We start from the raw sequence: 26,783 nt of genomic DNA, 5'->3' as shown, positions 1-26,783 counted from the left end.
TTTTGCTTAGCGACAATAGCGACATAGAACCACCTGATCCCATTCCGAACTCAGAAGTGAAATGTGTTAGCGCCGATGGTAGTGTGGGAGTTCCCATGTGAGAGTAGGACATTGCTAAGCTCCTAATTAAAGAAACCCGTAGCTAACGCTACGGTTTTTTTGCTTTTCAGATGTCAATATTTCTATTGACAGAAATTATTACACCTCTTCCCATTTATACCGCCTAAGATAAGTAGAAGTGACATTTGTTTGCGCCGAGGTTGATAGTGTGTGGGTGATCGTCTCTTTATGTGAGAATGCTATTGTGCATCCTGAACTCGCATTATTAGTGAATCCATTCACGACAGTAGGACATAACTAAGCTTCTAATAATTCAGTTCACCTTTGATTATTTAATCATTATAGGTTAAATAAAATAAGTTCGCGCTGATGGTAATGTAGCTTACGATACTAGAATCAATTTAAAAATTCGAAACACTCATTAGCGTCTTTGTAAACATTTCATTTGAGCATAAATGCACATGATAGAAAGCTGTAAACTCTGAAAAATCCATTACTAACCCATATTTTTTATTACTAATTTCTTATTTAATAGAGTCATCATCAATTATTGTTATCGACGTAAGATGAAAGATTCGTTAGTATCTGGTCATACCTCTAATACTAGGGAATAACATGAGTAAGGTAAGTTATTTAAATAGAGTCGATATTTCTATTATTAATAATATTGCGCACGTAAGATTTATACGTGGTGATAAACATAATGCACTTGATTTGAAAATGTTTTATGCAATTCGGAATGCTATACATTATTTAAAGTCTCAAAAAAACATTCGAGCAGTGGTAATTAGCGGTGAAGGTGATGATTTTTGTTCAGGTTTAGATGTTAAATCTGTTATGAATTCAAAAATAGCACCGTTGAAGCTTTTATTTAAGTGGCTACCTTGGCAATCTAATTTAGCGCAATATGTTTCAACAGGTTGGAGAGAAATCCCAGTCCCGGTTATTGCGATTATGCATGGTCGTAATTGGGGAGGAGGATTACAGATAGCACTAGGTGCTGATTTTAGGATTGCCACCCCAGATGCTTCTATTTCTATTATGGAAGCAAGATGGGGCTTAATACCTGATATGGGTGGAACTATCCCATTAAGAGAGCTTTGTCGTCTCGATCAAGTGAAAGAGCTTGCGATGACAGGAAAAAATATTTCTGGAGAACAAGCTTTAGATTATGGTCTGGTTACATATGTAAAAGAAGATGCGAAGGACTTTGCTTTAGAATTTGCTAAATCTTTTATTGATTTATCTCCCGATGCTATTGGTGCTGCCAAGCGCTTATATAATAAAAGCTGGTGGGGTAGTGCTGGGTTAGCGTTATTACGTGAAAGTGTTTATCAAATAAAAGTATTGTTGGGAAAGAATGCAAAAATAAAAGCATACAATCAAACTCATGATAAGGCTAAGCCTTTTAAAAATAGAATGCGCTGGTAAATTATAAGAAAAAGTGAAATCGATGTTCGGATCTTGGTAATGACAACGTCAACCAGTATGAAAGATAACCTCATGTGGTCTATGCTTTGTAAGCAGTAGGAAATTATAAATTATATTTATATAAACATAAGTATGAGTCGTTTGATGAAAAGTATTAAAGTCCCTGTGTTGTTCACCACTTTATTTATCTCTTTAGAAGTTATAGGCGATGTTAGTGTTAATACGACTATTACTTCAGATTATGTTTTTCGAGGGATAAGCCAAACAAATAGCTCCCCCGCAATACAGGTAGGTTTGAATTATCAACATGATAGTGGTCTATTCCTAGGAACTTGGGCCTCAAATGTTGATTTCGATGATGATGCTAATGCTGAGGTTGACTATTATGTCGGTTACACAAGTGAGATAAATGAAATATTCTCGTATGATATTACTTATGCACATTATACATACTTAGGCTATAGCAGTGCAGTTGATGCAAACTATGGAGAATTAGTAATTAATGCCTACCTCAATGCCTTCACACTTAATCTAGCTTACACAGCAGATTATGCAAATGCAGGAGATACAGCGCAATATATCGGTGGTAGTTATGATCTATCATTACCAAATGAATATGTGATGACATTACAAGCAGGCTACTCACTTGGCAATGCATTTAAAGACAATGAATATGTTGACTATAGTGTAACGCTAGCAAAAACTTTATATAAGTTTGACTTTAGTGCTGCTGTCATTAATACCGATCTATCAAATGTTGATAATGCAGATTTACGTTTTGTTATTGGAGTGTCACGTAGCTTTTAACTCACTATAAATGTCAGTATCAATAACCCATAAAAATGTTTTCGTGAGATTCATATGCACTATGCACAGCATTTAGAAATACAAGACAAGCAATTATTGAAAACGTTATCTTACGTTAATGGCCAGTGGCTTGATTCAGACAAAAAAGTATCTGTGATAAACCCAGCTAATGGGTGCGAGATAGCAAAAGTATCCAATTTAGGCGATCATGAAACAGCAATAGCAATCAAATATGCTAAAGCTGCCTGGCCGATATGGTCATTAAAACCTGCACATGAACGTGCGCAGTTATTACGAGCTTGGTTTAACTTAATGATGGAACATCAAGATGATCTAGCGTGTTTATTAACAAAAGAACAAGGAAAGCCACTTAATGAGGCCAAAGGCGAGATTGCTTATGGCGCATCATATATTGAATGGTTTGCAGAAGAAGGGAAGCGTGTTTATGGTGATATTATTCCAGCCCCCTCAGATGAAAAACGTCTTATTGTCCTCAAAGAACCTGTTGGTGTTGTTACAGCTATTACACCATGGAACTTTCCTAATGCGATGATTGCTAGAAAAGCAGCTGCTGCGCTGGCAGCTGGTTGTACTTTTGTTGTTCGTCCTGCCATTCAAACGCCACTATCAGCATTGGCAATGGCTGAATTAGCTGATAGAGCAGGTATACCAGCAGGGGTATTTAATGTCATTGTTGGCGATGATGCACCCAGTATGGGTAAAGTGTTAACACAACACCCCGAAGTCGCTAAATTTACCTTTACAGGCTCAACCGAGATAGGCAAAAAATTAATTGCCCAATGTGCAACGACAGTAAAAAAAGTCTCTATGGAATTAGGTGGAGATGCCCCTTTTATTGTGTTTGATGATGCTGATGTTGAAGCTGCAGTTCAAGGAGCTATTCAATCTAAATATCGTAATGCAGGTCAAACGTGCGTATGCACTAATCGTATTTATGTTCAGCAAAATATCTTACAAGAATTTACAGACAAATACTTATTGGCGGTAAAGGAATTAACCATTGGTAATGGCATGGAGGAAGGCGTAACAATTGGTCCGCTTATTTCAGCAGAAGCGGTTAGTAAAGTTGATAAGCTAGTTAAAGATTCAATCGATATGGGGGCAACATTATTAGTAGGTGGACAAGTAGATAAGGCGGGAGGTAATTTCTATCAACCAACAGTATTATCCGAGGTAACTAACGATATGCCTATTGTACAGAATGAAATATTTGGCCCTATTTCACCTATTATTGCCTTTGATTCTGAAGAAGACGCCATCTTAATGGCAAATGATACAGAGTATGGTTTAGCGGCATACTTTTACGCAAGAGATATAGGACGGGTTTGGCGAGTTGCTGCCAAATTAGCATATGGCATGATTGGTATTAATGAGGGGATTATCTCAAATGCAGCGGCACCTTTTGGCGGAGTTAAACAATCAGGTAATGGGCGAGAAGGCTCAAAATACGGTTTAGATGATTACTTAGAAACTAAATACTTATGTATGGGGGGATTAACGAGTTAACCATTGTGTTAGCTTTTCAAGAACACTTTGGGGCTCTATCGGTTTGGTTAGGTAATCATCCATGCCGGCACTGAGGCACTTCTCTCTGTCGCCTTGCATTGCATTGGCTGTCATTGCAATAATGGGTATGTGCTTGTTTTTATCACCAGCATCACCTGCTCTAATTTTTCTAGTTGTTTCATAACCATCCATTTCAGGCATTTGACAATCCATAATAATAACAGTAAAAGGTTTGGTAACTGAGGCTTCTTTTAATGCACTTAGTGCTTCAATACCATTTGCTGCAACATCTGCGGTTAACTTAATGTTTTTGAGTACGCTTAATGCAACCATTTGATTTATACGGTTGTCTTCTACGAGTAATACACGGGTTGACTCAGGCCAGCTTAACTTCTTCGTATTTGTACTCGCCTTGCTATGTTCTTGCTGTTTTTTATTTGGCCTTGGGCTGAAAGGCGCTTCATTTTTGTTGCTCAATAAAGCTAGTGAGTCAAATAAATCATCGGTCGTTGCTGGTTTGTAAAAAGATTTACTAACACCAATGTCGGAAAAGTGTTTAAACCCTGTCTGTTCATTCATCGTTGTCATCATTACAAGTTTCATCGTCTGAAGGTTTTTATTAGCTCGTATTTCTTTTACTAATGTATTTCCATCCACAGGTGTCATATTAAAATTGATGAATGCTATATCAAAAGGAGAGGGTGCTAAAGTCGGTGTTATAGTTTTACAGTAAGACAAGGCTTGCTGGCTATTTTTAGCTTCAGTAACTGTAAGCCCCCAGTGTTCTAATTGCCTATGTAATGCTCTTCTATTAGCTTCGTTTTCGTCAACGACTAACGCTTTAAGGTTTGAGCATTCTATTGGCGGCAAGACGGTTTTCGCCGAATGACTTTTTTCAACTAAGCAGGTGATTTCAAAGCAGCTTCCATGACCTACTTGGCTAGTAACGTTGACATCGCCATTCAGTAGTTTACATAGTTTCTTGGTGATGCTTAACCCTAAACCTGTACCGCCATATTTCCGAGTAGTAGAAGCGTCTACTTGACTAAAAGCGCCAAATAGAGAAGCAAGTTTGTCTTGTGGTATACCAATGCCGGTATCTTGGATTTTACAACTGAAAATATAACTGCCATCTTGCTCAGCAGGTATGAGCTTAGCCAATATTGCTATTTCACCTTGTTCGGTAAATTTGATCGCATTACTGACAATATTAGTGAGTATTTGGCGTATTCTGCCTGGGTCTGATTTAACTGATGATAAGTGAACATCAGTTAAATCGAGAATAATTTCAACACCTTTGGATTGTGCTGAAAGTGCAATTGACTCTGCAAGACTTCCGAGTAAATCTCGTAAATCAAAATCAATATATTCTAGCTCTAATCTGTTAGCTTCAATTTTAGAGAAATCTAGAATGTCGTTGATGATAATTAGTAACGCGTTAGCGCTAGAGTTAGCAACATTGATTCGGTGTTTTTGTTCGGCCGTTAATTCACTATTTTTTAACAAATTAAGCATGCCTAAAACACCGTTCATAGGAGTTCTAATTTCATGGCTCATATTAGCTAAAAATTCAGATTTTAACCGAGTGACTTCTTCAGATTTTTTTAATGCTTGAGTTAGTTCTGTCGCTTGTGCATTTAGTGAGGCTGTTTTCTCTGACACTTGTTCTTCTAGAGCGAGAACAAATTGTTTTTGTCGTTTTATTTCTAGTTGTTGAAAGCGTGTTTTTAAAAAGATTGCGCAGAAAATAAATATCACAATGATAAAACAGTAAAGTGTATATGCCCACCAAGTTTGCCATGGAGGAGGAGCTACATGTAAATTAATTGCAAGTACATTACTACTCCATACACCACTGCTATTTGTCGCTTTAACTACAAACCGATATGAACCACCGTCTAGGTTAGTAAAGGAGGCAGAATTTCTATTGCCAATTTCAATCCAATTGTCATCATAGCCTTCAAGTTTATAGGCATATTGATTTTTATTAGGTGAAATGAAGTCAAGCACTGAGAATTCAAATGAAAAGAAGTAATCAAGGTAAGATAATTCTATTTCGGTTACGTATGAGTAAGGTCTATTCAGTTTAACTGGCTGTCCCATTTTACTAAAGCCGGTTAATACTATATTGGGTTCACTCTGTTTTGTTTCTAAAGAAGCGAGGTTAAAAAACTCAATGCCCCTTTGACTACTGGTAAATAGCGTGTCATTTACACCTCTTACTAAACTATTTGGGTAATAGTTTAAGCCTAAAGAGCCATTTTCATTTCCATAATTAGTGATCTTTCCAGTGTGCCGTTCTAATTTTGATACACCTTTGTTGGTGGTTAGCCAAATATCCCCATTACTATCATCTGCAACCGCACGTATTAAAGAGGTAGGTAAACCATTTTTCATATTAAAATGTTTAAAGGTTTGAGACTCTGGCTGAAATAAATTCAGTCCTTTTTGCGTAGCAATCCAAATATCACCATTACTCGCTTGGTGTATATCTTGAATTATACTTCCTAGTAAATGGCCTGTATTTTCTCCATCACTTTTAAATGACAGTAACTGTTGCTTATTTTCTTGCCAAAGGTGTACCCCGTCACCTGTGCCAATCCACATGTTATTTTCATTATCTTCAAATATTTCTAAAATTTCAGGATGAGGCAATTTAATGATGTCATCTAAATGAGTAAAAGTTTTGGTTGTTATGTCGTAGATATACACGCCATTTTTATACGTACCAATCCATAACCTATTTTTTTGATCTAAACAGAGAGTGCGAAACTCTTTAAATTTTTTATGGTTCTGATCTGTTTTAGGGTAAGTGATTAATTCAAGATTCTTGGTTTCGATATTAAATTTTGCCAATCCCTCATCTTGTGCAACCCAAAGGTTATTTTTATCGTCAGGCAATATTATTGGGCTTTCAGTAATGCCATTATCAGTGTAGCCATTCCCTGTGCTAAAAATAGCATCAGAAAGCTTTTCTAATGTTTGTGATGCAATCTTCCAAGTAAATAACTCTGATGAGGAGGATATAATTAATATATCGTCATTTTTATCAGTCGCTATGCCGTTGGGGGCAATAAGGTCTGCACTATTAATTGATTTAAATCGACCACGTGGTATCAGCTTATAAATGCCATGTACTTCATTCGTTATCCATTTAGTTCTTGAGTTATCTTCGAATATTATTCTTAGGCCATTATTATGTTCAAAATCTAATTTTTCTATATGAGAAGTTGAAGTAGTTTTTTGATAGACCCCTTTTGAAGTGACAAACCAAATATCACCACCTTGATCTTCTATCATTGAGTTAACTTGGCCTAAGTTTTTTTCTTGGCTTGTATTTAACTGCGTAAAACCACCCGTTTTCACGTCAAACAAGTATGGTCCTTGTTGAGTTCCGATATAAAATAGCCCAGCAGAAGTTATTAAAATACTGCGTATTTCATTTGCGCCGGTAGAGGTTTTGTTTTCTGGATCAGGAAAAAAATGAGTAAAAGTTTGAGTGTTTTTATCAAATAAATTTAGTCCATAACTAGTTGCAACCCAGAGACTATTACTATCATTATCCTCAATATCCCATATTCTGTTATGAGACAAACTTGTAGAAGAACCTTCAATTTTTTCTATACGTTCGAAACGATTATTACCAAGGTACTTACTTAAGCCCTTATCGTAGGAGCCAAGCCAAATATTACCTTCTTTATCATGAAATAAAGATTGTATGCGGTTTGAAGCAATAGAATCATTGCGCAGTGGATCATGGATAAAACTTTCAAATTTTCCAGTCTCAGGATTATATAAATTAGCACCTCCTCCCCAAGTTCCAATCCATATTTTACCGTTTCGATCTAACATGAGGTTGCCTGCATCGTTATGCGATAAACCACCAGAGTTCATACTGTCGAATTCAAATAGCGTTACTTTTCTTCCATCGTATCTCATTACACCGTTTTCGGCAGTTCCAAACCAAAGCAACCCTTGTTTATCTTGAATTATTGAGTAGATCTCTGAAGATACAAAACCATCTTCAGCGGTGAGCTTTTTAATTGAATATTTATTGTTTAATGCTGAGAAGTTTTCATTACTATAAGCGGGGGTAGCAGCCACTAAAAATAAGGCGACTATACAAGCAAGACGAAAAAGCAATAGTAATTTAATTAGCATACAACCTGTAGAATATTGGACTCTTTAGCATATAGGGAAAGCTAAACAATATTAACTTTAGTTTATTTAATAAACTATATCCACTTTTTAGTTACGTGATAAATGTAGTTTAAATTGAAAAGTGGAATGTAAATTAATAATACTGTTCCGCATAAAAAAGTGATCACTTACAACGGTATTAGAACAAATAAAATTTGTGCGAGTATAGGTATTATTTTCAATAAAAGAACGTTAATACTCTCTTGTCGCGTTTTCCTATACGCAAATCAGCAACTAATAACCCATCAAAATTAACTATAAGTAGCTCCAACACAGCTTTAGTAAAGACGCATAGCTTTTGATTAATATCATATAACAATGTGTTCACAACATGCTAAATTACATTATAAGGATATTTTTATTAGTATGGATGATAAATACAACTTATATGAGTATTGAATATGAAGTCAGGTACCGAACAAGTTTTTGATAAATCAAAAGTACTGCTGTCAATTACCGATCTAGAAAGTAAAGTTAAGTATGCAAACCCTGAATTTTGTAAAATTGCGGGTTACACGAATGAAGAATTAAATGGTCAACCTCACAACATTGTTAGACACCCTGACATGCCTAAAGCTGCATTTAAAGATTTATGGTCTTATGTGCAAAGAGGGCAATCATGGATGGGACCAGTAAAGAACAAGTGTAAAAATGGTGATTACTATTGGGTCAATGCATACGTTACACCAATTAAAGATAAATCGGGCAAAAACATAGAATACCAATCTGTTCGCACAAAGTTGGATGAACATGTTAAGAAGCGAGCTGATAATTTATATTCAAAATTGAATAAAGGTGAAACGCCTATAAGAATAAAATATGAAATAGACCAAACTTTATGGTTTCAATCAGTATTATTGTTACTAACTCTTGCAAGTCTTGCGTTCGCTATACACTCTGAATTAAATGTGTTGATAACACTTCCTTTCTTTATTGTAGCCTTTTTGACTTCATTTATTTTTATTCGGTGGCGAAAAAAATACAAAAGGGTACTCAAAGAAGCAAAAGATACTTTTGATAACCCCTTAATGAGCTACTTATATTCTGGCAATAATGATGCGATTGGTAAAGTGCAGCTTGCTTTAGCAATGCGAAGAGCTGAGGTTAATGCGGTTGTCGGAAGAGTGACAGATGTATCTATTCAAGCTAGTAAAAATGGCAACTTAGCCTCTGAGCAAAGCATATTAGTCTCTCAAAAATTAAGTGACCAAAAAAATGAATCAGAACAAATTGCCACTGCCATCAATGAAATGTCAGCAACGATTCAAGATTTAGCAAGAACGGTAGTTGAAACGGCTCAATCAGCAGAAGAAGGTCAAGAAATGACAACTTCAGGTCAGGAAACTATAGCGATCTCTGTAAATGCTATTAATGATTTGTCTAAACAGTTAACAGAAGTGGATAGTATGATAGGTAAACTATCTGATGGTAGTAATTCAATAAATACTGTTTTATCTGAAATTAGTAGTATAGCAGATCAAACAAATTTACTTGCGCTTAATGCTGCAATAGAAGCTGCAAGAGCGGGAGAGCAAGGCAGAGGTTTTGCTGTTGTTGCTGAAGAAGTTAGAGCGCTAGCAATGAGAACGCAGCAATCCACAGAAGAGATTAGAACCCTACTGACTCAGCTACAGTCAGATTCTGATAATGCTGTAGATGCAATGAATAAAGGTAATGAGTTATCAGCTAACTGTGTGTCACTTTCAAATGAAGCGGGAATAGCACTTAAGAGTATACACAAAGAAGTCTCTTTAATCTCAGATGCCACTGCACAAGTCGCTACAGCAATAGAAGAACAGTCTGTTGTGTCAGAGCAAATGAGTCAAAATATTGTGCGTATAAATGATTTAGCTATATCTTGTGAAGAAAGTAGTCAAGAGTCTAGTTTGTTATCTTCTGAACTTCTTGAAAAATTATCAAGTCAAGAAGCGTTAATTACACAATTTAAACGTTAACGTTTAAAGTTACATTACCTTTAGCATTGAACCGTTGCATTAAGAAATAGAAGAGTTAAAAGTTTTGTTAGCTATTAATTATTTTTTACAGGTATAAAAGATGGGGTGGCTAAAGGGACTTGAACCCTCGACAACCGGAATCACAATCCGGGGCTCTACCAACTGAGCTATAGCCACCACTGAGGTGTACTGATGTACGAGTGCGCTGTCAATTAACAGCGCGGGGATTGTATTGCATTTCACTTACATTTGACAAGGAAAAGTTATGCTTTTTCATTGAAAGATGCAAAATCTTTTTAAAAGACCCTCAACATTATTAAAAGTCTGACTGAATTACAGTTAACTTTTAATATATTACAGCTGATTGATCATTAAATTTTTATTACGTTGCTCATTAAAGTACTCAGTAAAATGGTTCAATTTAACGAAGACTGACTTATACCTTTAAAACGTAATTATTTTTTCTTTGCGAACCTTTACTTTATACTGACATGATAGTTCTCTTATTTTGGTCGCTTATGTCACTTGAAAAATTTTCTGCTGAATTAAATAAATATCAACAGTCATTACCGCCAGTAGAGTCTTGGAATCCTAGCCATTGCGGTGATATTGATATTGAAATAAAGCGAAATGGCGATTGGTTTCATGAAGGTAGTGCCTTTAAGCGCATGCCGTTAGTTAAACTGTTGTCCTCAGTATTAATAAGAGAGCAAACTTCTGATAATGATGATTATTTTCTTATTACGCCCGTTGAGAAAATGCGAATACGTGTTGAAGATGCACCTTTTGTGTTAACACACTGGCAATGGCAAGAGAATGAACAAGCTATGCTAGTTGAAACAAATGTAGGTGATAGTTTTATCTTGAACGGCGAGCACCCAATAGAGTGTGGTGAAGATGGTAGTTTATACGTGATTGTAAGACGCAATTTAAAAGCTAAGGTGCATCGTAATGTTTATTATCAGTGGGTAGATTTAGCGACCGAAGAAAAAACTTCACAAGGCACTGAATTGGTATTTACTAGTGCAAAGTGCCAGTTTTCGTTGGGTAAAATATCTTAACTAAACTTGTGAGTTAGCTGAACAAACAGGGCAGTTAGTTTGTTTTTTCATGGAAAATTGTTGCCATTGGTTTGATAGGCCATCAATCATATTTAATTGATTTACTTGAACTTTATTACCGGTTAATAATTTGATTGTTTGTAGTGCTTGCATGCCAGCGATCATAGCCAATATTGGGCCAATAATACCAATGGTTTGACAATTATTCGCTGGCGCTTTTTCACTGGCTGGAAATAAACATTGATAACAAGCGCTATCCTCATCACGAGGGTCTATAGTGAGTTGTTGACCGTCAAACCCAGTTGCTGCGCCAACAATGAGTGGAGTTTTGTGCTGAATACAGGCTTGATTAATCATATAACGCGTTTGAATATTGTCAGAGCAATCGAGCACTACATCTACCATAGGTAAATAGTAATCACATAACTCTTCATCAAGCATGTCATCTATCGCTTCAATGGTAGTCTCGGGGAATTGTTCACTGAGTTTTTCTGCTGCGCATTCTGCTTTATTTGCTTCAACATCGCTTTCAGAAAACAGAATTTGCCTTGGTAAGTTTGAAGACTCTATGGTGTCGCCGTCAGCAATATATAGCGTGCCTATACCTGAAGCCGCTAAATATAAACTGGCAGGGTTACCCAATCCGCCAACGCCTAAAATAAGTACTTTGGCATTACGTAAAGCTATTTGACCCGATTCACCAATTTTATTCATCATGATCTGGCGTGAATATTTGAGCTGTTCTTGCGTTGTTAGCACGGGGTTAATTACCTTAGTTATATTCTGACATCAAAGAGGTCGTTAAGACCATTGCTGAGCTTTGGTTTCATCGCTGTCTTTAGCATCTAACCATTGTTCGCCTTTATCGCTTTGCTCTTTTTTCCAAAAGGGCGCTTGCACTTTAAGGTAATCCATTATGAACTCGTTGGCAGCGAAGGCATCTTTTCGGTGTTTACTAGTAACACCAACAAAAACAATTTGCTCGCCAACTTGCAATGCACCGATACGGTGAATGACTTTAACGCGGCCAATATTCCAGCGCTCTTTTGCCGTGGTAATTATTTTCGCGAGCGATTTTTCTGTCATACCAGGGTAGTGCTCTAACGTTAAGGTACTAACTTCAGTCTCGTTATTATTATTACGAACGCGACCAGTGAAAGTAACCACTGCGCCATCAGTCGCATTATCTTGTTCAAGTAATGCCACTTCGTCTGCTAATGAGAAGTCATGCTGTTGGATAGAAATTTCACTTGTCATGGTTAACTCAGTTTTTTGTATCTATATTGGCTTATGTTTGTACTTTATAAGGTTGAATAATTAACCGCTTAACGTGTCGACTATCCGCCAGTAACTGGAGGGAAGAATGCCACTTCGTCACCTGCTTTTACAGGATGAGATTGATCAACCATGTCGTGATTAACGGCAGAAAGTAATGATGCATTATTAAGCGTTTGTTGCCATTGTTCACTTCTAGCACTTAATTGCTTGATGATATCAGCGACAGTGGCTAGATCATTACTTTCTAAAGTCAGTGATGCACAATCAAGCTGCTCTCGTAAAGCGGCAAAAAATACAATGTTAATCATAGGAACTCCTTCGTGGTTATCGGTCATTTAGCTATTTGCTTGCCATTGACCTGACTTGCCGCCTTCTTTAGTTAATACTTTAATGCCATGAATTTCCATGGCAGGGTCAGCAGCTTTACACATGTCGAATAATGTTAGGCATGCAACACTTACGGCGGTTAATGCTTCCATTTCAACACCCGTTTGACCTGTTAAACGACATAAGCTAGTTACTTTAACCTGCTTACTTCCTGCATCAGTCGTGAAATCTACTTGCACTTTGCTTAGCATAAGTGGGTGACATAAAGGAATTAAGTCACTACATTTTTTAGCCGCTTGAATACCTGCGATACGAGCGACGGCAAAAACATCGCCTTTTTTGTGTTTGCCTGTGGTGATCAGCTCAAAGGTTTCATCATTCATACTGATAAAGCCTTGTGCAGTTGCTGTGCGAGAAGTCATTGCCTTTTCAGTCACATCAACCATATTCGCTTCACCATGTTGATTTAAATGGCTAAGTTCAGCAGTTTGGTTTGGAGTTGTCATTAGCTTCTGCTCTCACATTGTTCAGCAGTTATGTTTAGATGCGGTACAAAGTTACAAGGCCTATGGCTTGCATCTAATTGTTCTTTAATGACTTTATCCCATGCCGTTTTACAAGCATTGGTTGAACCGGGAACACAAAGTACAACGGTTTTGTTGGCAATGCCGCCAAAAGCACGTGACTGTATCGTTGAAGTGCCAATTTCGCCAAGAGAAACATGACGAAAAACTTCGCCAAAGCCTTCAACTGCTTTGTCAAATAATGGCATCAATGCTTCAGGTGTATTATCACGAGCGGTGAACCCTGTACCACCTGTTGATATAATGGCATGAATGCCATCATCAGCAATCCATTTAGATACCATCGCGCGCAGTTGATATACGTCATCAATAACAATGGCTTTGTCTGCTAAATTATGGCCTGCACGGGTTAAGCGCTCAACCAATGCCTGGCCTGAAGTGTCATTTGCTTCGGTACGTGTGTCTGACACCGTAAGCACGGCAATATTTAAAGGGATGAATGATTTACCGCCATGTGCTGACATAAGTTTTTCCTTTGATTATAACTTGCCCATACCGGTAAACTGCTGTTGTGCTAGCTGCCAATCTTGGGGAGTATTACTGTTAAATAAAATGTTAGTTGCTTCACCTGTTTCGGTGAGCGCGATACTTTGATGCGGCATGTTTTTTAATAATGCACGAATAGAAGGTGCTTGTTTATTATGGTTTTTAGCTTGATTACTGGCAGGTTTTACTGTTTTTGTAATTAAGCTATCGCCTTTAAAGTTCTTTTCAATAAACATCGTTAAAAAGGCATTGTTTGGTAAAAACAGTGGAATGTTGTGCTGTTTATTCTGCGTGTCAGTAAAAAAAGTCGCTTTTTGCTTTAGTTCGCCAGCAAGTCGAAGTGAGGTTAAAGCGGATGCCGTCATTAACGGTAAATCAACAGGGAGTATTAAGAAGCTATCAGGTTGCTTTATTTGCTGTTGTCTTAAGTAATAAAGCACACTGTAAATACCACCAACAGGACCAGAGTGTTTAATAGCATCGGGGATTTGATATTCATCTCCACTGATAACGACCTCAGAAAGTCCAGAGTCATGAAGCAGCTGGCGAGAGAAATTGAGCATGCTCTCTTGGTTTTTACGTAAAAGCTTGGATTTATCTTTACCCATGCGAGAAGACAAACCACCTGCTAATACAACTCCTAAACATGATGTCATCGATTTAACCGCCCAACATTGCCAAATGCTTAGTTGCACCGGTTAATTTTTCGTGTAGAAAGTGGGTCGCTTTTTTGTCAGTTAGCAGTGAAAGGATTTGTGCTTGTAATGGTGCTAGATCATCACTTTGTAACTGTTCTCTTATAGATAAACCTTCTTCGCCAAACAAACATAAATGTAATTTACCACTAGAACTCACTCTTAATCGGTTGCAGCTATTACAAAAATCTTTTGAGTAGGGCATGATCAAACCAATTTTTCCTTGGTAATCAGGATGATAAAATTCTTGAGCAGGGCCCGCAGATTTTTTCTGGATAACAGGAAGCCAGCCGTCTAGAATTAAATTTTGTTTGATTCTTGAGCCTTGTACATGCTGTGCATCGAAAAACTCTTGATTATCACCTGTTTGCATTAATTCAATAAAACGTAATGTCACAGGCGTATCTTTTAGCCAATCTAAGTAAGACTGTATGTCTTTGCCGCTGTATTGACGCATTAATACCGTGTTTACTTTGATATCAGTGCTACCGTCTGCCAAAGCCATATCAATCCCTTTTAGGATAGTGGCTAACTTATCATGACCTGTTATGGCAAGAAACTGTCTTGGATCTAAACTATCAATACTGATATTGATAGCATCAATTCCTGCATCAAGCCATTGTGGCAGATGCTCAGGTAATTTAAAGCCGTTTGACGTTATCGCAACTTTTTTAATACCTTGAGTATTTTTACAAATTGAGATTATTTCAGGCAAATCTTTACGAAGAGCAGGCTCTCCACCGGTAATGCGTATTTTTTCTGTGCCTAACTGAGCGAAACCTTGAGTGATTCGTTTAATTTCAGCAAGAGATAGAAAATCGCGCGGCTGGTTACATTCATAACCATCAGGCAAGCAATAGTTGCAACGAAAATTGCAAACATCGGTAATTGAGAGGCGAAGGTAACTAAACCTACGGCCATAATTGTCTGTTAACATGTCACCTTTCCAAATAACGGGAGGCTAACGTGTTTCCTTGTTAACCCTGGTAAACAAAAACTTGTTTACGGCTTATATGGCATGCTAATAAAACTGCTAAGTTCTAACTAGGTTAGCGATAAAAGCTCGGTGTAAAATTCTATTCGTTAAGTATATATTAGTTTTATTAAAAAAGGTTATTTGTTTTGCCGTTAAAAACCTTGATCTTTATCAAATTTTATAAGCTTTTGCACTATGCAATAACAAGGCAATTAAGCATACTAGCGCCAATTAATGAAATTAAGAGAATAAGTGAGTATTTTTATGACTGATTGTTGTTCAGCACCCGGTTTACTACCTTTTGAGCAAGCGTTAACTAAAATGTTAGCCCAAATAACTCCTGTGACTGAGGTATTAGATTTACCTGTTGAGCAGGCATTAGGTTATGTATTGGCCAGTGACGTACTCAGCCCTATTAATGTGCCACCACATGATAATTCTGCTATGGATGGTTATGCTTTTTCTCTGTCTAGTTTTGAGCATTCTAAAACCCTAACCTTAGTTGGACGTTCTATGGCAGGTGCACCTTTTAGCGGTGAATGTAAAAAAGGTGAGTGTATCCGCATTATGACTGGGGCAAAAATGCCTGACTGTTGTGATAGCGTAGAAATGCAAGAAAACTGTCAAGCAGACGGTGAGCAAATCACTTTTCTACAAGATAAAAAATTAGGCTCGCATGTTAGAAAAGCGGGTGAAGATATTCAACAAAATCAACAAGTACTTAAGCAAGGGCACCGCGTAACCCCAGTAGATATTGGTGTGTTAGCCTCATTAGGTGTGCCTACGGTTAAAGTGTTTCGTAAACTTAATATCGCCTTGATAGCAACGGGTGATGAACTTAAATTACCGGGGCAAACGTTAACCGAAGGTGATATATACGAAAGCAATAGTTTTGTTTTATCAGCGATGTTAGAGAAGTTACATGTCAATGTGATTAACTTCGGCATTATTAAAGATAATCTTGAGGCGATTAAGTCTGCTTTTATTGCGGCAGATGAACAAGCGGATGCAGTGATATCTTCAGGTGGAGTTTCGGTCGGCGATGCTGACTATACAAAAACGGTATTAGATGAATTAGGTGAGATTGGTTTCTGGAAAATTGCCATGAAGCCGGGTAAACCGTTTGCTTTTGGTAAGTTAGCAAATAGTGTTTTTTTTGGTTTACCAGGAAACCCAGTTTCAGCATTAGTAACCTTTCACCAATTAGCGTTAGTCGCATTAACGAAAATGCAGAATGCGGAACCACTCAAACGTACTACCTTACGTGTTAAAACAACCACCGATTTACGAAAGTCGGCAGGTAGAATGGATTTTCAGCGTGGTGTTTTATCAGTTAATGAGCAAGGCGAAACGGTTGTGGCTTCAACGGGATCACAAGGCTCAGGCATTTTATCCAGTTTAGCACAAGCTAATTGCTTTATTGTGCTTGATAGCGAACAAGGTAGTGTTACCAAAAATGAGTTTGTTACTGTACAAATGTTCGATAATTATTTGTAGAATTTTTATCGTGGTCTATAGTTCAACAATAAAAAAGTAAATGTTGTACTTGGAGAGTTGTGCTAATGGAACATCGATTAAGTTTTGCTTCTGTAAAATTAATTAACCCTAATATTGCGGAAGTTATTGTAGATGCTGGCGTTAATATTTCTATTGAAATGGTGGAAGAATACGAAGCTTTATTAGGTCAATTATTTCATGATGAATTTGCGTTGATCGTCAATCAAATCAACTCATATGATTATTCATTTGAAGCTAAATTATTAATCGGCTCACATGAGAAGTTAAAAGCCATAGCTGTAATATTCTATAATAAGAACGCAGAAAAAATAGCCTCTGAAATTGCTAATTTAAGACGAGTAGATGACTTTAATGTACGTTTATATCCAGGTCTTGAATTAGGTAGGCAAGAATGTATGACTTGGCTTGAAGAAGAGTTAAAACAGGCAAGTTAATTAGGGTTAAGAAACAAGTAAAATAAAAGCCGTTTACTCATTTGAGTGAACGGCTTTTTTGTCTAGTTTAAATACACCGACCTAAATATGTCATGCTGTAATTGGTTACAACTGTGCGAAACATCTATCAGCAGCAGCTAATGTTTTTTCAATAATATCATCAGTATGTGCTGTTGATAAGAAGCCTGCTTCAAATGCTGATGGCGCTAAATAAACACCTTCATCTAACATCAAATGGAAGAATTTCTGAAACTTCTCTGTATCACAGGCTGTTGCTTGAGCGTAAGTGGTAATAGGCTGTTGTTCTTCAGTGAAGAAAATACCGTACATTGCACCCACGTAATTAATGTTTAAGCTAACGCCATTTCTTTCTGCAGCAGCTTTTAAGCCCATTGCTAGCTTTTCTGTAGCATCGCTTAATTGTGCGTGTTTGTCACCTTGTGATAGTTCATTCAATGCTGCTAAGCCAGCTGCCATGGCAATTGGGTTACCTGATAATGTCCCTGCTTGATATACTGGGCCAACAGGAGCAATGAAATCCATAATCTCTTGTTTACCACCAAAAGCACCTACTGGCATACCGCCGCCAATGACTTTACCTAGCGTGGTTAAATCAGGCGTAATATTGTAATGAGCTTGTGCGCCACCTAGTGCCACACGAAAACCTGTCATTACCTCATCTAAAATTAACACGCTTTTGTATTCATCACATATTGCGCGTAAACCTTCAAGGAACCCTTCAACAGGTGGAATACAGTTCATGTTACCTGCAACAGGTTCAACAATAATACAGGCAATTTCATCGGCATATTTAGTAAAGATTTCTTTGACTTCATCTAAGTTATTGTAACTTACCGTGAGCGTATGCTTGGCAAAATCAGCTGGAATACCTGGTGAATTAGGTACGCCCATAGTCAATGCACCTGAGCCTGCTTTAACAAGTAAAGAATCAGCATGGCCGTGGTAGCAGCCTTCAAATTTTAAAATTTTATCTCGGCCTGTATAACCACGCGCCAAGCGAATAGCACTCATGGTGGCTTCAGTGCCTGAACTAACCATACGCAGTGATTCCATTGATGGAACAAGTTCTTTTACTTTTTCTGCCATAGTAATTTCTAATTCAGTAGGAGCACCGAAACTTAAACCGTTTTGCGCTGTTTTCATTACAGCATCAAGAATCGCTGGATGGTTATGCCCTAAAATCATAGGCCCCCATGAACCTACGTAATCGATGTAGGCTTTATCGTCTGCATCATAAACATAGGCGCCTTCAGCACGTTTAATAAAGCAAGGACTACCGCCTACACCATTAAATGCACGTACTGGTGAGTTAACACCACCTGGGATAGTCTTTTGCGCTTGGGCAAATAATTGTTCAGATTTGTTCATAATTAGCTTCTTGATTACCTAAATGTAAAATGAGTTATATGGTTCGTAATTTCATTAACCATTTTTATTTGTGTACCAGTTTACTGGCATTTCATATTGAGTTAGTTGATCTTCAACACCTAAAGTTAAAGCAAATAATGCCATCCTAACTAAGACCCCATTTTGGGCTTGTCTGAAAATGGCTAAATTATCGAGTTCATTTAAATCGGCATCTAATTCATTTGCTTCTGGGCGAGAGTCTCGCGGAAGCGGATGCATGATCACGGTGTTGTCTTTGCAATATTGTTGGTAAACACTTTTATTTAAACTAAAGTGCCCACGATATAGGTCCGCTTCGTCTTTACTAGCAAAGCGTTCTTGTTGAATGCGTGTTTGGTAAATAACATCTGCTTGTAAGTTGCCAGCCATTTTATCGGTGATTATAACTTCATGACCTGCATCTGATAACGTTGAGATAACGCTATCTGGCATTTGTAATGCGTTGGGTGAAACCATCGTTACCTTAATGTTATTGTATAAACTTAATAGTTTAGATAATGAGTGTACGGTTCTTCCGTGTTTTAAATCACCCATCAGCACAATATTTAAGTCATCAAGGCCTTTATTGTAATGCATCATTTCTGATTGAATGGTAAACAAGTCGAGCAGGGCTTGTGTTGGATGTTCATTAGCACCATCACCGCCGTTTATTACCGGAACGGTACTGCCTTGAGCAAACTCACCCACAGAGTGCATTTTAGGATGACGCATCGCAATGACGTCAGAATAACCACTAATCACCTGCGCGGTATCAAATAAAGATTCACCTTTACTTAATGATGAATTTTCTTGGCCTACGGTTTCTCTAACAAAGCCACCTAACAAATTAAACGCGGTGCCAAAGCTAACTCGGGTTCGAGTGCTTGGCTCGAAAAATAGGTTACTTAATATAGCGCCTTCAAGTACATTACAGCGCTTTTGACGAGAGGCATAAGGTGCCATCTGAGCTGATACTTGTAGAATCTTTGCAATCGCTTCGCGATCAAATTGAGATACTGACAGGATATGACTGCCTTGGAATTTCATCATCTTTTCTGGCCTAAGAGAAGGTATATCATCCTAAAAAATTTGCCAGAATATAGCATAAATGGTGAAAATTGAGAACGCCTATACAAGTTTGTTTACATATTTTAGTGAGCGTGACTTAGCTATTTATTGAATGAGAATGCTTAGGAGCACCATTTCTCTTCGGCAGGGTAATGAAAGCCGCTAAGAAAAATAAAATAAAAACAATAAAGGTACTGAGATTACTTTGCTCTCTGATAGATATATTGAAGTAGAACCAGGCTTGTTCGATAAAGCCGATAATCAAGCCAGTAAAAAACAATACTTTCGTTGATGGAGCAACATAGTCGGGTTTTTTATGTAAAAACCACTTTGCTACGGTATAGCCTAAGGTAGGTATAAATGTCCAAACAATGAAAACAATAATCGAGAAAAATACCGCAGAAGCTGAGATATTTACTTTGTAAAACAAGCCAAAAACTAATGACAGTTGAAAAATTAGGTATCCACAATAAAGAGGCAGCATAGTGTTATTTATAAAGTTAAGGCTTTACATAAGCGAGAATGATAACAGCGAATAATATTAATACCGGTATTTCATTAAAAATGCGGTAGAACTTACCTGAACGATTATTTTTATCTTGCTTAAAGGTGCTCACCAGTTTGAAGCAATATCCATGGTAGACAAATAAAATAATCACTAACGTTAATTTTATATGTAACCAACTTGCCGCAGCAAACCATGCACTACCATAAGCGACTATAATGGCGATACCTAGAATCAATGTGAACAAAGCAAAAGGGGTTACAAATAAAAGTAAACGTCTTTCCATTCCTTTTAATTGCTCAGACACTTCTTTAGAGCTGGTTTCAGCATGGTTAACAAATAAACGCGGTAAATAAAAAATACCGGCGAACCATGCCACCATAAAAATCACATGAAATGCCTTTAACCATAAAACATTACTAAGTAAAAAACTGCTCATTAAATTAACTTTCCTTCAACAAGGTAATATCGAATTTGTTCAAACGTTACCACACCCATAAAATCATCGGTATGGGTTTCATATATATATACACCACCTTTACGTTGCTCAACTAACAACAAGTAAGCTTCTGCCAAAGTAGCCTGGCAAGAGAGCGCAAGTAATGGTTGTAACTGCATTTTTTCCGCCACCTGATATTCTGCATGCTCAGCAGGAGCTAGGTCTTTTAGTGGTATTTCTGAGTTTTTTTGTTGCTCTAAAATACTGACCAAAGGTATTTCGGCGTTAAATTCGGCCCAATAATAAGTAACATTTTGCTCTTTTTCTTTGTTTGATATCACTTTATTGATTATTAACGTGTCTTGAGATGTACTCGTTATTTCACCAGCAAGGCTTCTTGGTGTTGCGTTATCAAACATTTTAAACTGGTCTTTCATTATGGCCAATACGCCAATTTTCTGAAGTGCTTCTTCTATTGGTGGTTTATGATAAATAAGCCCTTGAACATCTAATTGCATTGTGAAGATTGAACGATTGTCAAAAGCTTGCTTTGAAATAACACTGGCAACTGTGATAACAATCATAGCTGGAACAATTATCTCTAATTGGCTGGTGAGTTCTACAACAGCCAATAATGCCGCCAATGGTGCATTTAATGTTGCTGCCATAAAGCCAGCCATACCCATTAAAATATAATCACTTGCGACATTGTCTCCAGGAATTATTTGCATCGCGATAGCCCCTGCGCATGCACCAGTGATTGCGCCTATCCCAATAACAGGGCCAACTATTCCACCCGGTATACCTAAACCAAGAGCTGAAACTGTCATTAATAGCTTTGCCAAAAGAAGGCTTAGCAACAAGCTAATTTGCCAATGATTTTCTAAAGAAAAGTCTATAGCAGTGGTGCCTGTCCCCATCGCACCGGGCACTAAATATCCTAATGTCCCTGTGATAAAGGCTGCTAGCATTAAACGTGGAATAATATGTATGGTTTCACTGCGTTTAATCAAGGTGACCAACGATTTATTAAATAGTGCTGCAAGTACACCAAGAAATAAACCTAATACGATTAAAAAGAAGTATTGACCATGGCCTAAGGTGATTGTTGAGAAATATTCAAAATGATGGGAGGTACCAAAAATGGTTTGTGTAATTAATGAACCGACAATTGCGGCTAACATCACAGGAATGAATATATGAATTTTATATTCACGCATGATCACTTCCATGACAAAGATTACTGCGGCTATTGGTGTATTAAATGTTGCTGCAATACCCGCTGCGATACCACAGGCACAAAGAGTTCTAATACTGTTGTAAGGTAGTTTTAATAAATGACCTAAATAACTACTACAGGCCGCACCTAAATGAACGGCAGGTCCTTCTCGACCAACGGAAAAACCAGAGGCTAAAGCGACCGCACTACCAAAGAATTGATTTAAAGTATTCTTGAATGGCATTACACCATGAGCCACTTTTAGGCGATGTAGAACAAATGCAATGCCGGTTCTAAGGTATTTGTACCCTGTAAGCCATGCGATGAAGAGAATGATTATTGAGCCGATTATCGGTAAATCAAAACGACTTATGGAGTCTAAACTGTTATAGTTGTCGCGTTTTACTAGGTATAACTGCTGAATTTCTTCAATTGTTAAGATAAATAACACCACCAGTAATGCAGAAGCGGCTCCTCCAATAATGGCTAATAAGCAAATTTGCCACGATGTTTTGGGTAAGGCTAAGTGCTTTCTAATTGCTGGAATTGAAATCATGAATTGGCCTAGTTAAGTCAAAATAAAATATCAGGGCATCAGCATTATACTTGCTAACAGCAATGTATTTGCATGTTTTACTATGAACGACTTTATTTTCAGAGGTGGAAAATAAAGTGAAATAGCCCTTAGTATTTCTTATATAAGGTTATTGTACGTTACAAATGAATTGGTTAGCAAAAATAAATCTTAAAGTAGTCAGCCAACGACTAGGCTCTTTTAAGTCTGCTTTGTTCTTATTTATCTTAATAAGTTTATGTGTGTTTGTCGGGTATCGATTAGGTAATTACTACCAACAACAACAATTGATGACGCTGGCGCAGCAAAAAGAACGTTTAGAGCAGCTTTATACAGAACAATCACAACAGCTTGCGCGTATTCATACGCTGGAAGTTGAGCTTGCGGTAGAACAGTTAGCAAATCAAGAAGCACAAGCTATATTGAAAGAGTCAGAGCAAGAGCATTTTGAAGTAAAAAAGCAGCTCGCTTTTTATGAAAAAGTGATGGCACCTGAAAAAGATGCGGGTGGGTTAGTGATAGATAATGTGAAAATTGTCGCCACCCGAAGCGCAGAGCATTATCAATTTCAAGTCGCGTTAGTTCAGCAACAGCTCAAAAGAAGGTATAGCAAAGGCAGTATTGAATTGACGGTTTCTGGTAGTTTAGCGGGTAAACCTAAGCAGTTAAAACTTAATGATATCGCGAAAATGTCTAAGAAAGAATTATCGTTCAATTTTCAATATTTTCAGGTGATTAACGGGGAAGTCACTTTACCAAAAGGTTTTATTGCCGAAGAGATCCATATAACCGCAACTCTACCCAAAGCCCGCTGGCAAAAATATTATAAACTTGAGAAAAGTTTTCCTTGGAAAATTGATGAGCAATTATAATACTTGATTAAATTGGTCAGGTTTAAGATAATTAGCGGCCTTAAATTAAGCTTAGTAAAGTGAGTTTATTTTTTCTGTCATTTTTGTAATAAGTAGAGTGCCATGTCAAACCTTGAATTACCGATTAAATTTACCGATGCTGCGGCTAATAAAGTTCTATCCTTAATCACTGAGGAAGAAAACCCAGCACTAAAATTACGTGTTTATGTAACCGGTGGTGGTTGTTCTGGTTTCCAATACGGTTTTACTTTCGATGAGAAGGTAAATGAGGGTGATATGACGATTGAAAAACAAGGCGTTACTATGGTTATTGATCCTATGAGCCTTCAGTACCTTGTTGATGGCGAAGTTGATTATCTTGAAAGCTTAGAAGGTAGTCGTTTTGTGGTGAATAATCCTAATGCATCAACTACGTGTGGTTGTGGATCTTCTTTCTCAATTTAATTCACTATATATACTAAATTTACACGCCGACTTTCATGTCGGCGTTTTTGTTTCTTGATTTCGTTAACATCAATTTGGGTTAAGAGTTCACTTTCTTGTACGGATTAGTATTATGCGAAATAGCATTAGGTTTGTTATAAAGTAAGTTATAGCCATGATAGTTTATTTTATTGTGTAGCTATATTATTACGATATGGATAGTTTTGTGATTACTTGAACAAAGTGAAAAGCTGGACTGTAATGATTCGCACACACATAATACCTTCAACTTTTGAAGGTATTATTTTATAAGTTGTCCTTTCAAAGCTAAAACTTCTTATAGCAAGTTTATTCATATTTTCATGCTAAGTAAGTAATGAATTAATTTACTTGCAATCAAATATAAATAAGAGAGATTTATGATTTATTCTTTTATCAAACATACGCTCGTTTTGGGCGCATTCTTAAATGTAAGTATTGCTATTGCAGCATCAAATAACGTGTTATCAACAGCGCAAGAAACAGAGTTGATGGCATTAAAGCAGACAGCGCTAACCTCTGATTTATCTTATGAAGTCGTTGAGTCTTTAACGACGGAAGTAGGGCCTCGCATGATGGGCACTCCAGGTGATGCAAAAGCAATTACTTGGGCTGTTGATAAGATGAATGCGCTAGGCTTTGATAAGGTGTGGACAGAAGAAGTCACTACCACACAATGGTATCGCGGTGAGGCAAAAGCGCAGATCTTAGCACCGTACCCTCATAATGTAGTTGCTATTGCATTAGGTGGAAGTGTCGGAACTGGTGATAAAGGTATCACTGGCGATATTGTACACTTTGAAAATTTTGATGCGTTAAAAGCTGCCAAAAAAGGAAGCTTAACCGGTAAAATTGCTTTTGTTTCTTATCAAATGACTCGCCATATTGCAGGTAAAGGCTATGGTGCTGCGGTTGGTACTCGCGTAAATGGTGCTGCGGTTGCCGCTGAAAAAGGCGCTATTGCATTAATTATGCGTTCAGTTGGCACTGATAATGATCGCGTCGCGCATACCGGTGTGATGCGTTATAAAGAAGGTGTAACTAAAATTCCTGCCGCAGCCATATCAAACCCCGATGCAGATTTACTCGTAAACCAACTTAAGCGCAAAAAGCCGGTGAGTTTTTATTTAAAACTAACCGCCAGTATTAAAGACAAAGAAGTGATTACCTCTGCGAATGTTATCGGTGAAATTACGGGTAGCGAATTACCTAACGACATTGTTGCCATTGGCGCGCACTTAGATAGTTGGGATGTGGGAACAGGTGCACTTGATGATGGTATTGGCGTAGCAATGGTCATGGCATCAGCACATCATATTGCACAATTACCCAAACGACCTAAACGTACGATTCGTGTTATTTTATTCGCCGCAGAAGAAATAGGTTTGCTTGGCGCAAAGCAATACATGAAACTACGTAACGGTAAGGTAAATGATCATATTATTGGCGCTGAATGGGATTTTGGTACCGGCAGAATTTACAAAATGACACCAGGGGTGGGTGCGAGCAGTCTAAATGTTGTGCGCGAACTCGCTCAGTATCTAACACCATTAGGCGTGGCATTATCTGACAGTAATGACGGTAAAGGTCAATCAGATCTTAGCTTATTAACCAAAGCTGGTATGCCAGCGATGAACTTCTCTGCTGATGGTACGGATTATTTTGATTATCACCACACTGAAAATGATACGCTAGACAAAGTAGACGTAGAAGATTTAAAGCAAAATACCGCGGTTTATACGATGTTCGCTTATTTTTCAGCGCAAGTAACCACTGATTTTAGAAAATAAATCTTGTCATAAGATCTATAATGAAAAAGCCCCATGAACAAGTTGCTCATGGGGCTTTTTTGTAAGCGAAAAGTCAGTATGCCCTAGCTTACGGGGATTTTTTTGTGTAAATATAACTGCTGATCTGCTTGTTTTAATAATTCGCTCATTGTTTTTTCACCATCGCTAACTGCAGCGCCACAACTTATTGTTACGGGCAATGATTCGTTGTTATAAGGCATTGGCGTACTTTGAAAATATTGAGTTAAACGTTTAGCAACTTCTAAAGCTTGTTTATAGCCTTGGCCAGCAAGGGTAACGACAAATTCATCACCCGCATAACGAAAACATTTATCATTTTCTCGAATTAAATGTTCAATTGTTTTTGCTACATAACTTAATACTTCATCGCCGCAATCATGGCCATAGGTGTCATTAATTTGTTTGAACTTATTACAGTCAATAAATAGCACTGAAAAAGGAATGTTATAACGTTTTTGTCGCGTGATTTCTTCGGTAATTGTTACTTCCATTAACCGCCTATTAGCAACACCTGTTAATCTGTCGTAATTAGCCATGTACTCAAGTTGTTCGCGAATTAATACATTTGATAAACACAGGCTTATTTTTACGGCTAACTGTTCTAAGTGAAAAGTCCCCAGTTTGGGATGAAACCTTTCTTGATCGTTATCTGCTAAGTATAAACTAGCAAAATGTTTTCCTTCTAGTGTTAAAGGAATTAATGCTGCCGAGCCTGTTTGTGCTAACAGAGCTTTAGGAATGATATGGTTAAGTTGCTCTTTTTTGTTAGTGAGTAATGGCTTTAAAGAGTGTTGATGTAATGATTGAAGGTGTTCTTCTGTGATATTGAAACAGTTTTCTTTATGCCAATGTGAGGCTAAGTTGTCACTTAGAAGATAAGAGATAGGTGTCGGCTGAACAATTAAAAGAGCGATGTCTGATAATGCAAACTTTTCTTTGATAAGTACTAATAAACGTTGTAATAGTTCATTGCTGGTATGGCAGGCTAGTATCTCAGTTTCAATATCAAAAAGTTTTTGTGCTATGGCTTCGTTGGTGCGCGAGTTTTCTAATAAACGTTCTAGTTGCTCAGCAGAGTTGTCCATAA

General features: G+C 37.5%; 24 protein-coding genes, 1 tRNA gene, 1 rRNA gene and 1 riboswitch. Of the genes, 11 read left to right on the top strand and 15 right to left on the bottom strand.

Features of this window, described 5'->3' with window-relative positions:
• Nucleotides 1–5: 5 nt before the first annotated feature.
• The 4 genes from rrf to D1094_RS07680 all read left to right on the top strand — a co-directional run bounded on the left by rrf (nucleotide 6) and on the right by D1094_RS07680 (nucleotide 3,825).
• Nucleotides 6–120: ribosomal RNA gene (rrf, locus tag D1094_RS07695) — 5S ribosomal RNA — on the top strand.
• Between the two features lie 555 nt (nucleotides 121–675).
• Entirely contained in the window at nucleotides 676–1,491 is an 816-nt protein-coding gene (locus D1094_RS07690) for a crotonase/enoyl-CoA hydratase family protein (protein WP_118959504.1), read from the top strand.
• A 144-nt stretch (nucleotides 1,492–1,635) separates the two neighbouring features.
• Nucleotides 1,636–2,298, top strand: coding sequence for a TorF family putative porin (locus tag D1094_RS07685; protein ID WP_182440125.1), 663 nt, complete (start codon nucleotides 1,636–1,638; stop codon nucleotides 2,296–2,298).
• Nucleotides 2,299–2,352: 54 nt separating this feature from the next.
• Nucleotides 2,353–3,825, top strand: coding sequence for an NAD-dependent succinate-semialdehyde dehydrogenase (locus D1094_RS07680; protein ID WP_118959502.1), 1,473 nt, complete (start codon nucleotides 2,353–2,355; stop codon nucleotides 3,823–3,825).
• Here the strand turns inward: D1094_RS07680 and D1094_RS07675 are convergent.
• Nucleotides 3,814–7,986 (bottom strand): hybrid sensor histidine kinase/response regulator, encoded by a 4,173-nt coding sequence (locus tag D1094_RS07675; RefSeq protein ID WP_118959501.1) that lies wholly within the window; start codon nucleotides 7,984–7,986, stop codon nucleotides 3,814–3,816. The two genes, D1094_RS07680 and D1094_RS07675, sit on opposite strands and share 12 nt — an antisense overlap.
• A gap of 440 nt (nucleotides 7,987–8,426) precedes the next feature.
• On the opposite strand from D1094_RS07675, the gene D1094_RS07670 reads away from it, so the two are divergent.
• Nucleotides 8,427–9,980, top strand: a complete 1,554-nt coding sequence (locus D1094_RS07670) for a PAS domain-containing methyl-accepting chemotaxis protein (RefSeq protein ID WP_118959500.1) — start codon at nucleotides 8,427–8,429, stop codon at nucleotides 9,978–9,980.
• A gap of 101 nt (nucleotides 9,981–10,081) precedes the next feature.
• Here the strand turns inward: D1094_RS07670 and D1094_RS07665 are convergent.
• Nucleotides 10,082–10,157 (bottom strand) — tRNA-His (locus D1094_RS07665).
• A gap of 341 nt (nucleotides 10,158–10,498) precedes the next feature.
• On the opposite strand from D1094_RS07665, the gene D1094_RS07660 reads away from it, so the two are divergent.
• On the top strand, nucleotides 10,499–11,041 hold the full coding sequence (locus tag D1094_RS07660) for a DUF1285 domain-containing protein (RefSeq protein ID WP_118959499.1): 543 nt from the start codon (nucleotides 10,499–10,501) through the stop codon (nucleotides 11,039–11,041).
• On the opposite strand, the gene D1094_RS07655 is transcribed toward D1094_RS07660, so the two are convergent.
• The 7 genes from D1094_RS07655 to moaA all read right to left on the bottom strand — a co-directional run bounded on the left by D1094_RS07655 (nucleotide 11,042) and on the right by moaA (nucleotide 15,348).
• Nucleotides 11,042–11,800, bottom strand: coding sequence for a HesA/MoeB/ThiF family protein (locus D1094_RS07655; RefSeq protein ID WP_118959498.1), 759 nt, complete (start codon nucleotides 11,798–11,800; stop codon nucleotides 11,042–11,044). It abuts the gene before it with no gap.
• A 42-nt stretch (nucleotides 11,801–11,842) separates the two neighbouring features.
• Nucleotides 11,843–12,298: a molybdopterin synthase catalytic subunit MoaE gene (gene moaE / locus D1094_RS07650; RefSeq protein WP_118959497.1), complete on the bottom strand. Its 456-nt coding sequence runs from the start codon at nucleotides 12,296–12,298 to the stop codon at nucleotides 11,843–11,845.
• A gap of 80 nt (nucleotides 12,299–12,378) precedes the next feature.
• On the bottom strand, nucleotides 12,379–12,627 hold the full coding sequence (gene moaD / locus D1094_RS07645; RefSeq protein ID WP_118959530.1) for a molybdopterin converting factor subunit 1: 249 nt from the start codon (nucleotides 12,625–12,627) through the stop codon (nucleotides 12,379–12,381).
• A gap of 27 nt (nucleotides 12,628–12,654) precedes the next feature.
• Entirely contained in the window at nucleotides 12,655–13,152 is a 498-nt protein-coding gene (moaC, locus tag D1094_RS07640) for a cyclic pyranopterin monophosphate synthase MoaC (RefSeq protein ID WP_118959496.1), read from the bottom strand.
• Nucleotides 13,152–13,694: a molybdenum cofactor biosynthesis protein B gene (moaB, locus tag D1094_RS07635; RefSeq protein ID WP_118959495.1), complete on the bottom strand. Its 543-nt coding sequence runs from the start codon at nucleotides 13,692–13,694 to the stop codon at nucleotides 13,152–13,154. Before moaB ends, moaC begins: the two co-directional genes overlap by 1 nt.
• Nucleotides 13,695–13,709: 15 nt before the next feature.
• Nucleotides 13,710–14,372, bottom strand: a complete 663-nt coding sequence (locus D1094_RS07630) for a molybdenum cofactor guanylyltransferase (protein WP_118959494.1) — start codon at nucleotides 14,370–14,372, stop codon at nucleotides 13,710–13,712.
• Nucleotides 14,373–14,376: 4 nt separating this feature from the next.
• A complete protein-coding gene (moaA, locus tag D1094_RS07625; protein ID WP_118959493.1) occupies nucleotides 14,377–15,348 on the bottom strand; it encodes a GTP 3',8-cyclase MoaA in 972 nt (323 codons plus the stop codon).
• Nucleotides 15,335–15,492, bottom strand: a riboswitch (molybdenum cofactor riboswitch). It overlaps the preceding gene by 14 nt.
• Nucleotides 15,493–15,651: 159 nt before the next feature.
• On the opposite strand from moaA, the gene moeA reads away from it, so the two are divergent.
• Nucleotides 15,652–16,884 carry a molybdopterin molybdotransferase MoeA gene (moeA, locus tag D1094_RS07620; protein ID WP_118959492.1) on the top strand — a complete coding sequence of 411 codons (1,233 nt, stop codon included), beginning with the start codon at nucleotides 15,652–15,654 and terminating at the stop codon, nucleotides 16,882–16,884.
• A gap of 65 nt (nucleotides 16,885–16,949) precedes the next feature.
• On the top strand, nucleotides 16,950–17,339 hold the full coding sequence (locus D1094_RS07615; RefSeq protein ID WP_118959491.1) for a hypothetical protein: 390 nt from the start codon (nucleotides 16,950–16,952) through the stop codon (nucleotides 17,337–17,339).
• A 105-nt stretch (nucleotides 17,340–17,444) separates the two neighbouring features.
• On the opposite strand, the gene hemL is transcribed toward D1094_RS07615, so the two are convergent.
• The 5 genes from hemL to D1094_RS07590 all read right to left on the bottom strand — a co-directional run bounded on the left by hemL (nucleotide 17,445) and on the right by D1094_RS07590 (nucleotide 22,533).
• Nucleotides 17,445–18,728: a glutamate-1-semialdehyde 2,1-aminomutase gene (hemL, locus tag D1094_RS07610; RefSeq protein ID WP_118959490.1), complete on the bottom strand. Its 1,284-nt coding sequence runs from the start codon at nucleotides 18,726–18,728 to the stop codon at nucleotides 17,445–17,447.
• A 54-nt stretch (nucleotides 18,729–18,782) separates the two neighbouring features.
• Nucleotides 18,783–19,796, bottom strand: coding sequence for an aspartate carbamoyltransferase (locus D1094_RS07605; protein WP_220452531.1), 1,014 nt, complete (start codon nucleotides 19,794–19,796; stop codon nucleotides 18,783–18,785).
• Between the two features lie 115 nt (nucleotides 19,797–19,911).
• Nucleotides 19,912–20,244, bottom strand: coding sequence for a hypothetical protein (locus D1094_RS07600; RefSeq protein WP_147361062.1), 333 nt, complete (start codon nucleotides 20,242–20,244; stop codon nucleotides 19,912–19,914).
• Nucleotides 20,245–20,314: 70 nt separating this feature from the next.
• Nucleotides 20,315–20,758 (bottom strand): protoporphyrinogen oxidase HemJ, encoded by a 444-nt coding sequence (hemJ, locus tag D1094_RS07595; protein ID WP_118959487.1) that lies wholly within the window; start codon nucleotides 20,756–20,758, stop codon nucleotides 20,315–20,317.
• The gene (locus tag D1094_RS07590) at nucleotides 20,758–22,533 is read right to left on the bottom strand and encodes a chloride channel protein (protein WP_118959486.1); all 1,776 of its coding nucleotides are present in this window, start codon (nucleotides 22,531–22,533) and stop codon (nucleotides 20,758–20,760) included. Before D1094_RS07590 ends, hemJ begins: the two co-directional genes overlap by 1 nt.
• Nucleotides 22,534–22,697: 164 nt before the next feature.
• Between D1094_RS07590 and D1094_RS07585 the strand changes: the two genes are divergently transcribed.
• From D1094_RS07585 to D1094_RS07575, 3 genes are all read left to right on the top strand, one after another.
• Entirely contained in the window at nucleotides 22,698–23,423 is a 726-nt protein-coding gene (locus tag D1094_RS07585) for a DUF6776 family protein (protein WP_118959485.1), read from the top strand.
• 102 nt (nucleotides 23,424–23,525) lie between these two features.
• Nucleotides 23,526–23,867: an iron-sulfur cluster insertion protein ErpA gene (erpA, locus tag D1094_RS07580; protein WP_118959484.1), complete on the top strand. Its 342-nt coding sequence runs from the start codon at nucleotides 23,526–23,528 to the stop codon at nucleotides 23,865–23,867.
• Between the two features lie 398 nt (nucleotides 23,868–24,265).
• A complete protein-coding gene (locus tag D1094_RS07575) occupies nucleotides 24,266–25,675 on the top strand; it encodes a M20/M25/M40 family metallo-hydrolase (RefSeq protein ID WP_118959483.1) in 1,410 nt (469 codons plus the stop codon).
• 83 nt (nucleotides 25,676–25,758) lie between these two features.
• Here D1094_RS07575 and D1094_RS07570 read toward each other — a convergent pair whose 3' ends face one another.
• A complete protein-coding gene (locus D1094_RS07570; protein WP_118959482.1) occupies nucleotides 25,759–26,781 on the bottom strand; it encodes a DUF484 family protein in 1,023 nt (340 codons plus the stop codon).
• Nucleotides 26,782–26,783: the final 2 nt, after the last annotated feature.

Source organism: Colwellia sp. RSH04 (assembly GCF_003545765.1).
Classification (GTDB): Bacteria; Pseudomonadota; Gammaproteobacteria; order Enterobacterales; family Alteromonadaceae; genus Colwellia.
This window is presented reverse-complemented; position numbering and strand designations above follow the sequence as displayed.

What these genes read in the sequence shown, in the direction of transcription:
- moaD (WP_118959530.1), bottom strand. Translation starts at nt 12,627, where the DNA reads ATGATTAACATTGTATTTTTTGCCGCTTTACGAGAGCAGCTTGATTGT.
- D1094_RS07585 (WP_118959485.1), top strand. Translation starts at nt 22,698, where the DNA reads ATGAATTGGTTAGCAAAAATAAATCTTAAAGTAGTCAGCCAACGACTA.
- D1094_RS07680 (WP_118959502.1), top strand. Translation starts at nt 2,353, where the DNA reads ATGCACTATGCACAGCATTTAGAAATACAAGACAAGCAATTATTGAAA.
- D1094_RS07605 (WP_220452531.1), bottom strand. Translation starts at nt 19,796, where the DNA reads ATGATGAAATTCCAAGGCAGTCATATCCTGTCAGTATCTCAATTTGAT.
- hemJ (WP_118959487.1), bottom strand. Translation starts at nt 20,758, where the DNA reads ATGAGCAGTTTTTTACTTAGTAATGTTTTATGGTTAAAGGCATTTCAT.
- D1094_RS07575 (WP_118959483.1), top strand. Translation starts at nt 24,266, where the DNA reads ATGATTTATTCTTTTATCAAACATACGCTCGTTTTGGGCGCATTCTTA.
- moeA (WP_118959492.1), top strand. Translation starts at nt 15,652, where the DNA reads ATGACTGATTGTTGTTCAGCACCCGGTTTACTACCTTTTGAGCAAGCG.
- D1094_RS07630 (WP_118959494.1), bottom strand. Translation starts at nt 14,372, where the DNA reads ATGACATCATGTTTAGGAGTTGTATTAGCAGGTGGTTTGTCTTCTCGC.
- D1094_RS07660 (WP_118959499.1), top strand. Translation starts at nt 10,499, where the DNA reads ATGTCACTTGAAAAATTTTCTGCTGAATTAAATAAATATCAACAGTCA.
- D1094_RS07675 (WP_118959501.1), bottom strand. Translation starts at nt 7,986, where the DNA reads ATGCTAATTAAATTACTATTGCTTTTTCGTCTTGCTTGTATAGTCGCC.
- erpA (WP_118959484.1), top strand. Translation starts at nt 23,526, where the DNA reads ATGTCAAACCTTGAATTACCGATTAAATTTACCGATGCTGCGGCTAAT.
- moaE (WP_118959497.1), bottom strand. Translation starts at nt 12,298, where the DNA reads ATGACAAGTGAAATTTCTATCCAACAGCATGACTTCTCATTAGCAGAC.
- moaB (WP_118959495.1), bottom strand. Translation starts at nt 13,694, where the DNA reads ATGTCAGCACATGGCGGTAAATCATTCATCCCTTTAAATATTGCCGTG.
- hemL (WP_118959490.1), bottom strand. Translation starts at nt 18,728, where the DNA reads ATGAACAAATCTGAACAATTATTTGCCCAAGCGCAAAAGACTATCCCA.
- D1094_RS07570 (WP_118959482.1), bottom strand. Translation starts at nt 26,781, where the DNA reads ATGGACAACTCTGCTGAGCAACTAGAACGTTTATTAGAAAACTCGCGC.
- D1094_RS07615 (WP_118959491.1), top strand. Translation starts at nt 16,950, where the DNA reads ATGGAACATCGATTAAGTTTTGCTTCTGTAAAATTAATTAACCCTAAT.
- D1094_RS07685 (WP_182440125.1), top strand. Translation starts at nt 1,636, where the DNA reads ATGAAAAGTATTAAAGTCCCTGTGTTGTTCACCACTTTATTTATCTCT.
- D1094_RS07690 (WP_118959504.1), top strand. Translation starts at nt 676, where the DNA reads ATGAGTAAGGTAAGTTATTTAAATAGAGTCGATATTTCTATTATTAAT.
- moaC (WP_118959496.1), bottom strand. Translation starts at nt 13,152, where the DNA reads ATGACAACTCCAAACCAAACTGCTGAACTTAGCCATTTAAATCAACAT.
- D1094_RS07670 (WP_118959500.1), top strand. Translation starts at nt 8,427, where the DNA reads ATGAAGTCAGGTACCGAACAAGTTTTTGATAAATCAAAAGTACTGCTG.
- D1094_RS07590 (WP_118959486.1), bottom strand. Translation starts at nt 22,533, where the DNA reads ATGATTTCAATTCCAGCAATTAGAAAGCACTTAGCCTTACCCAAAACA.
- moaA (WP_118959493.1), bottom strand. Translation starts at nt 15,348, where the DNA reads ATGTTAACAGACAATTATGGCCGTAGGTTTAGTTACCTTCGCCTCTCA.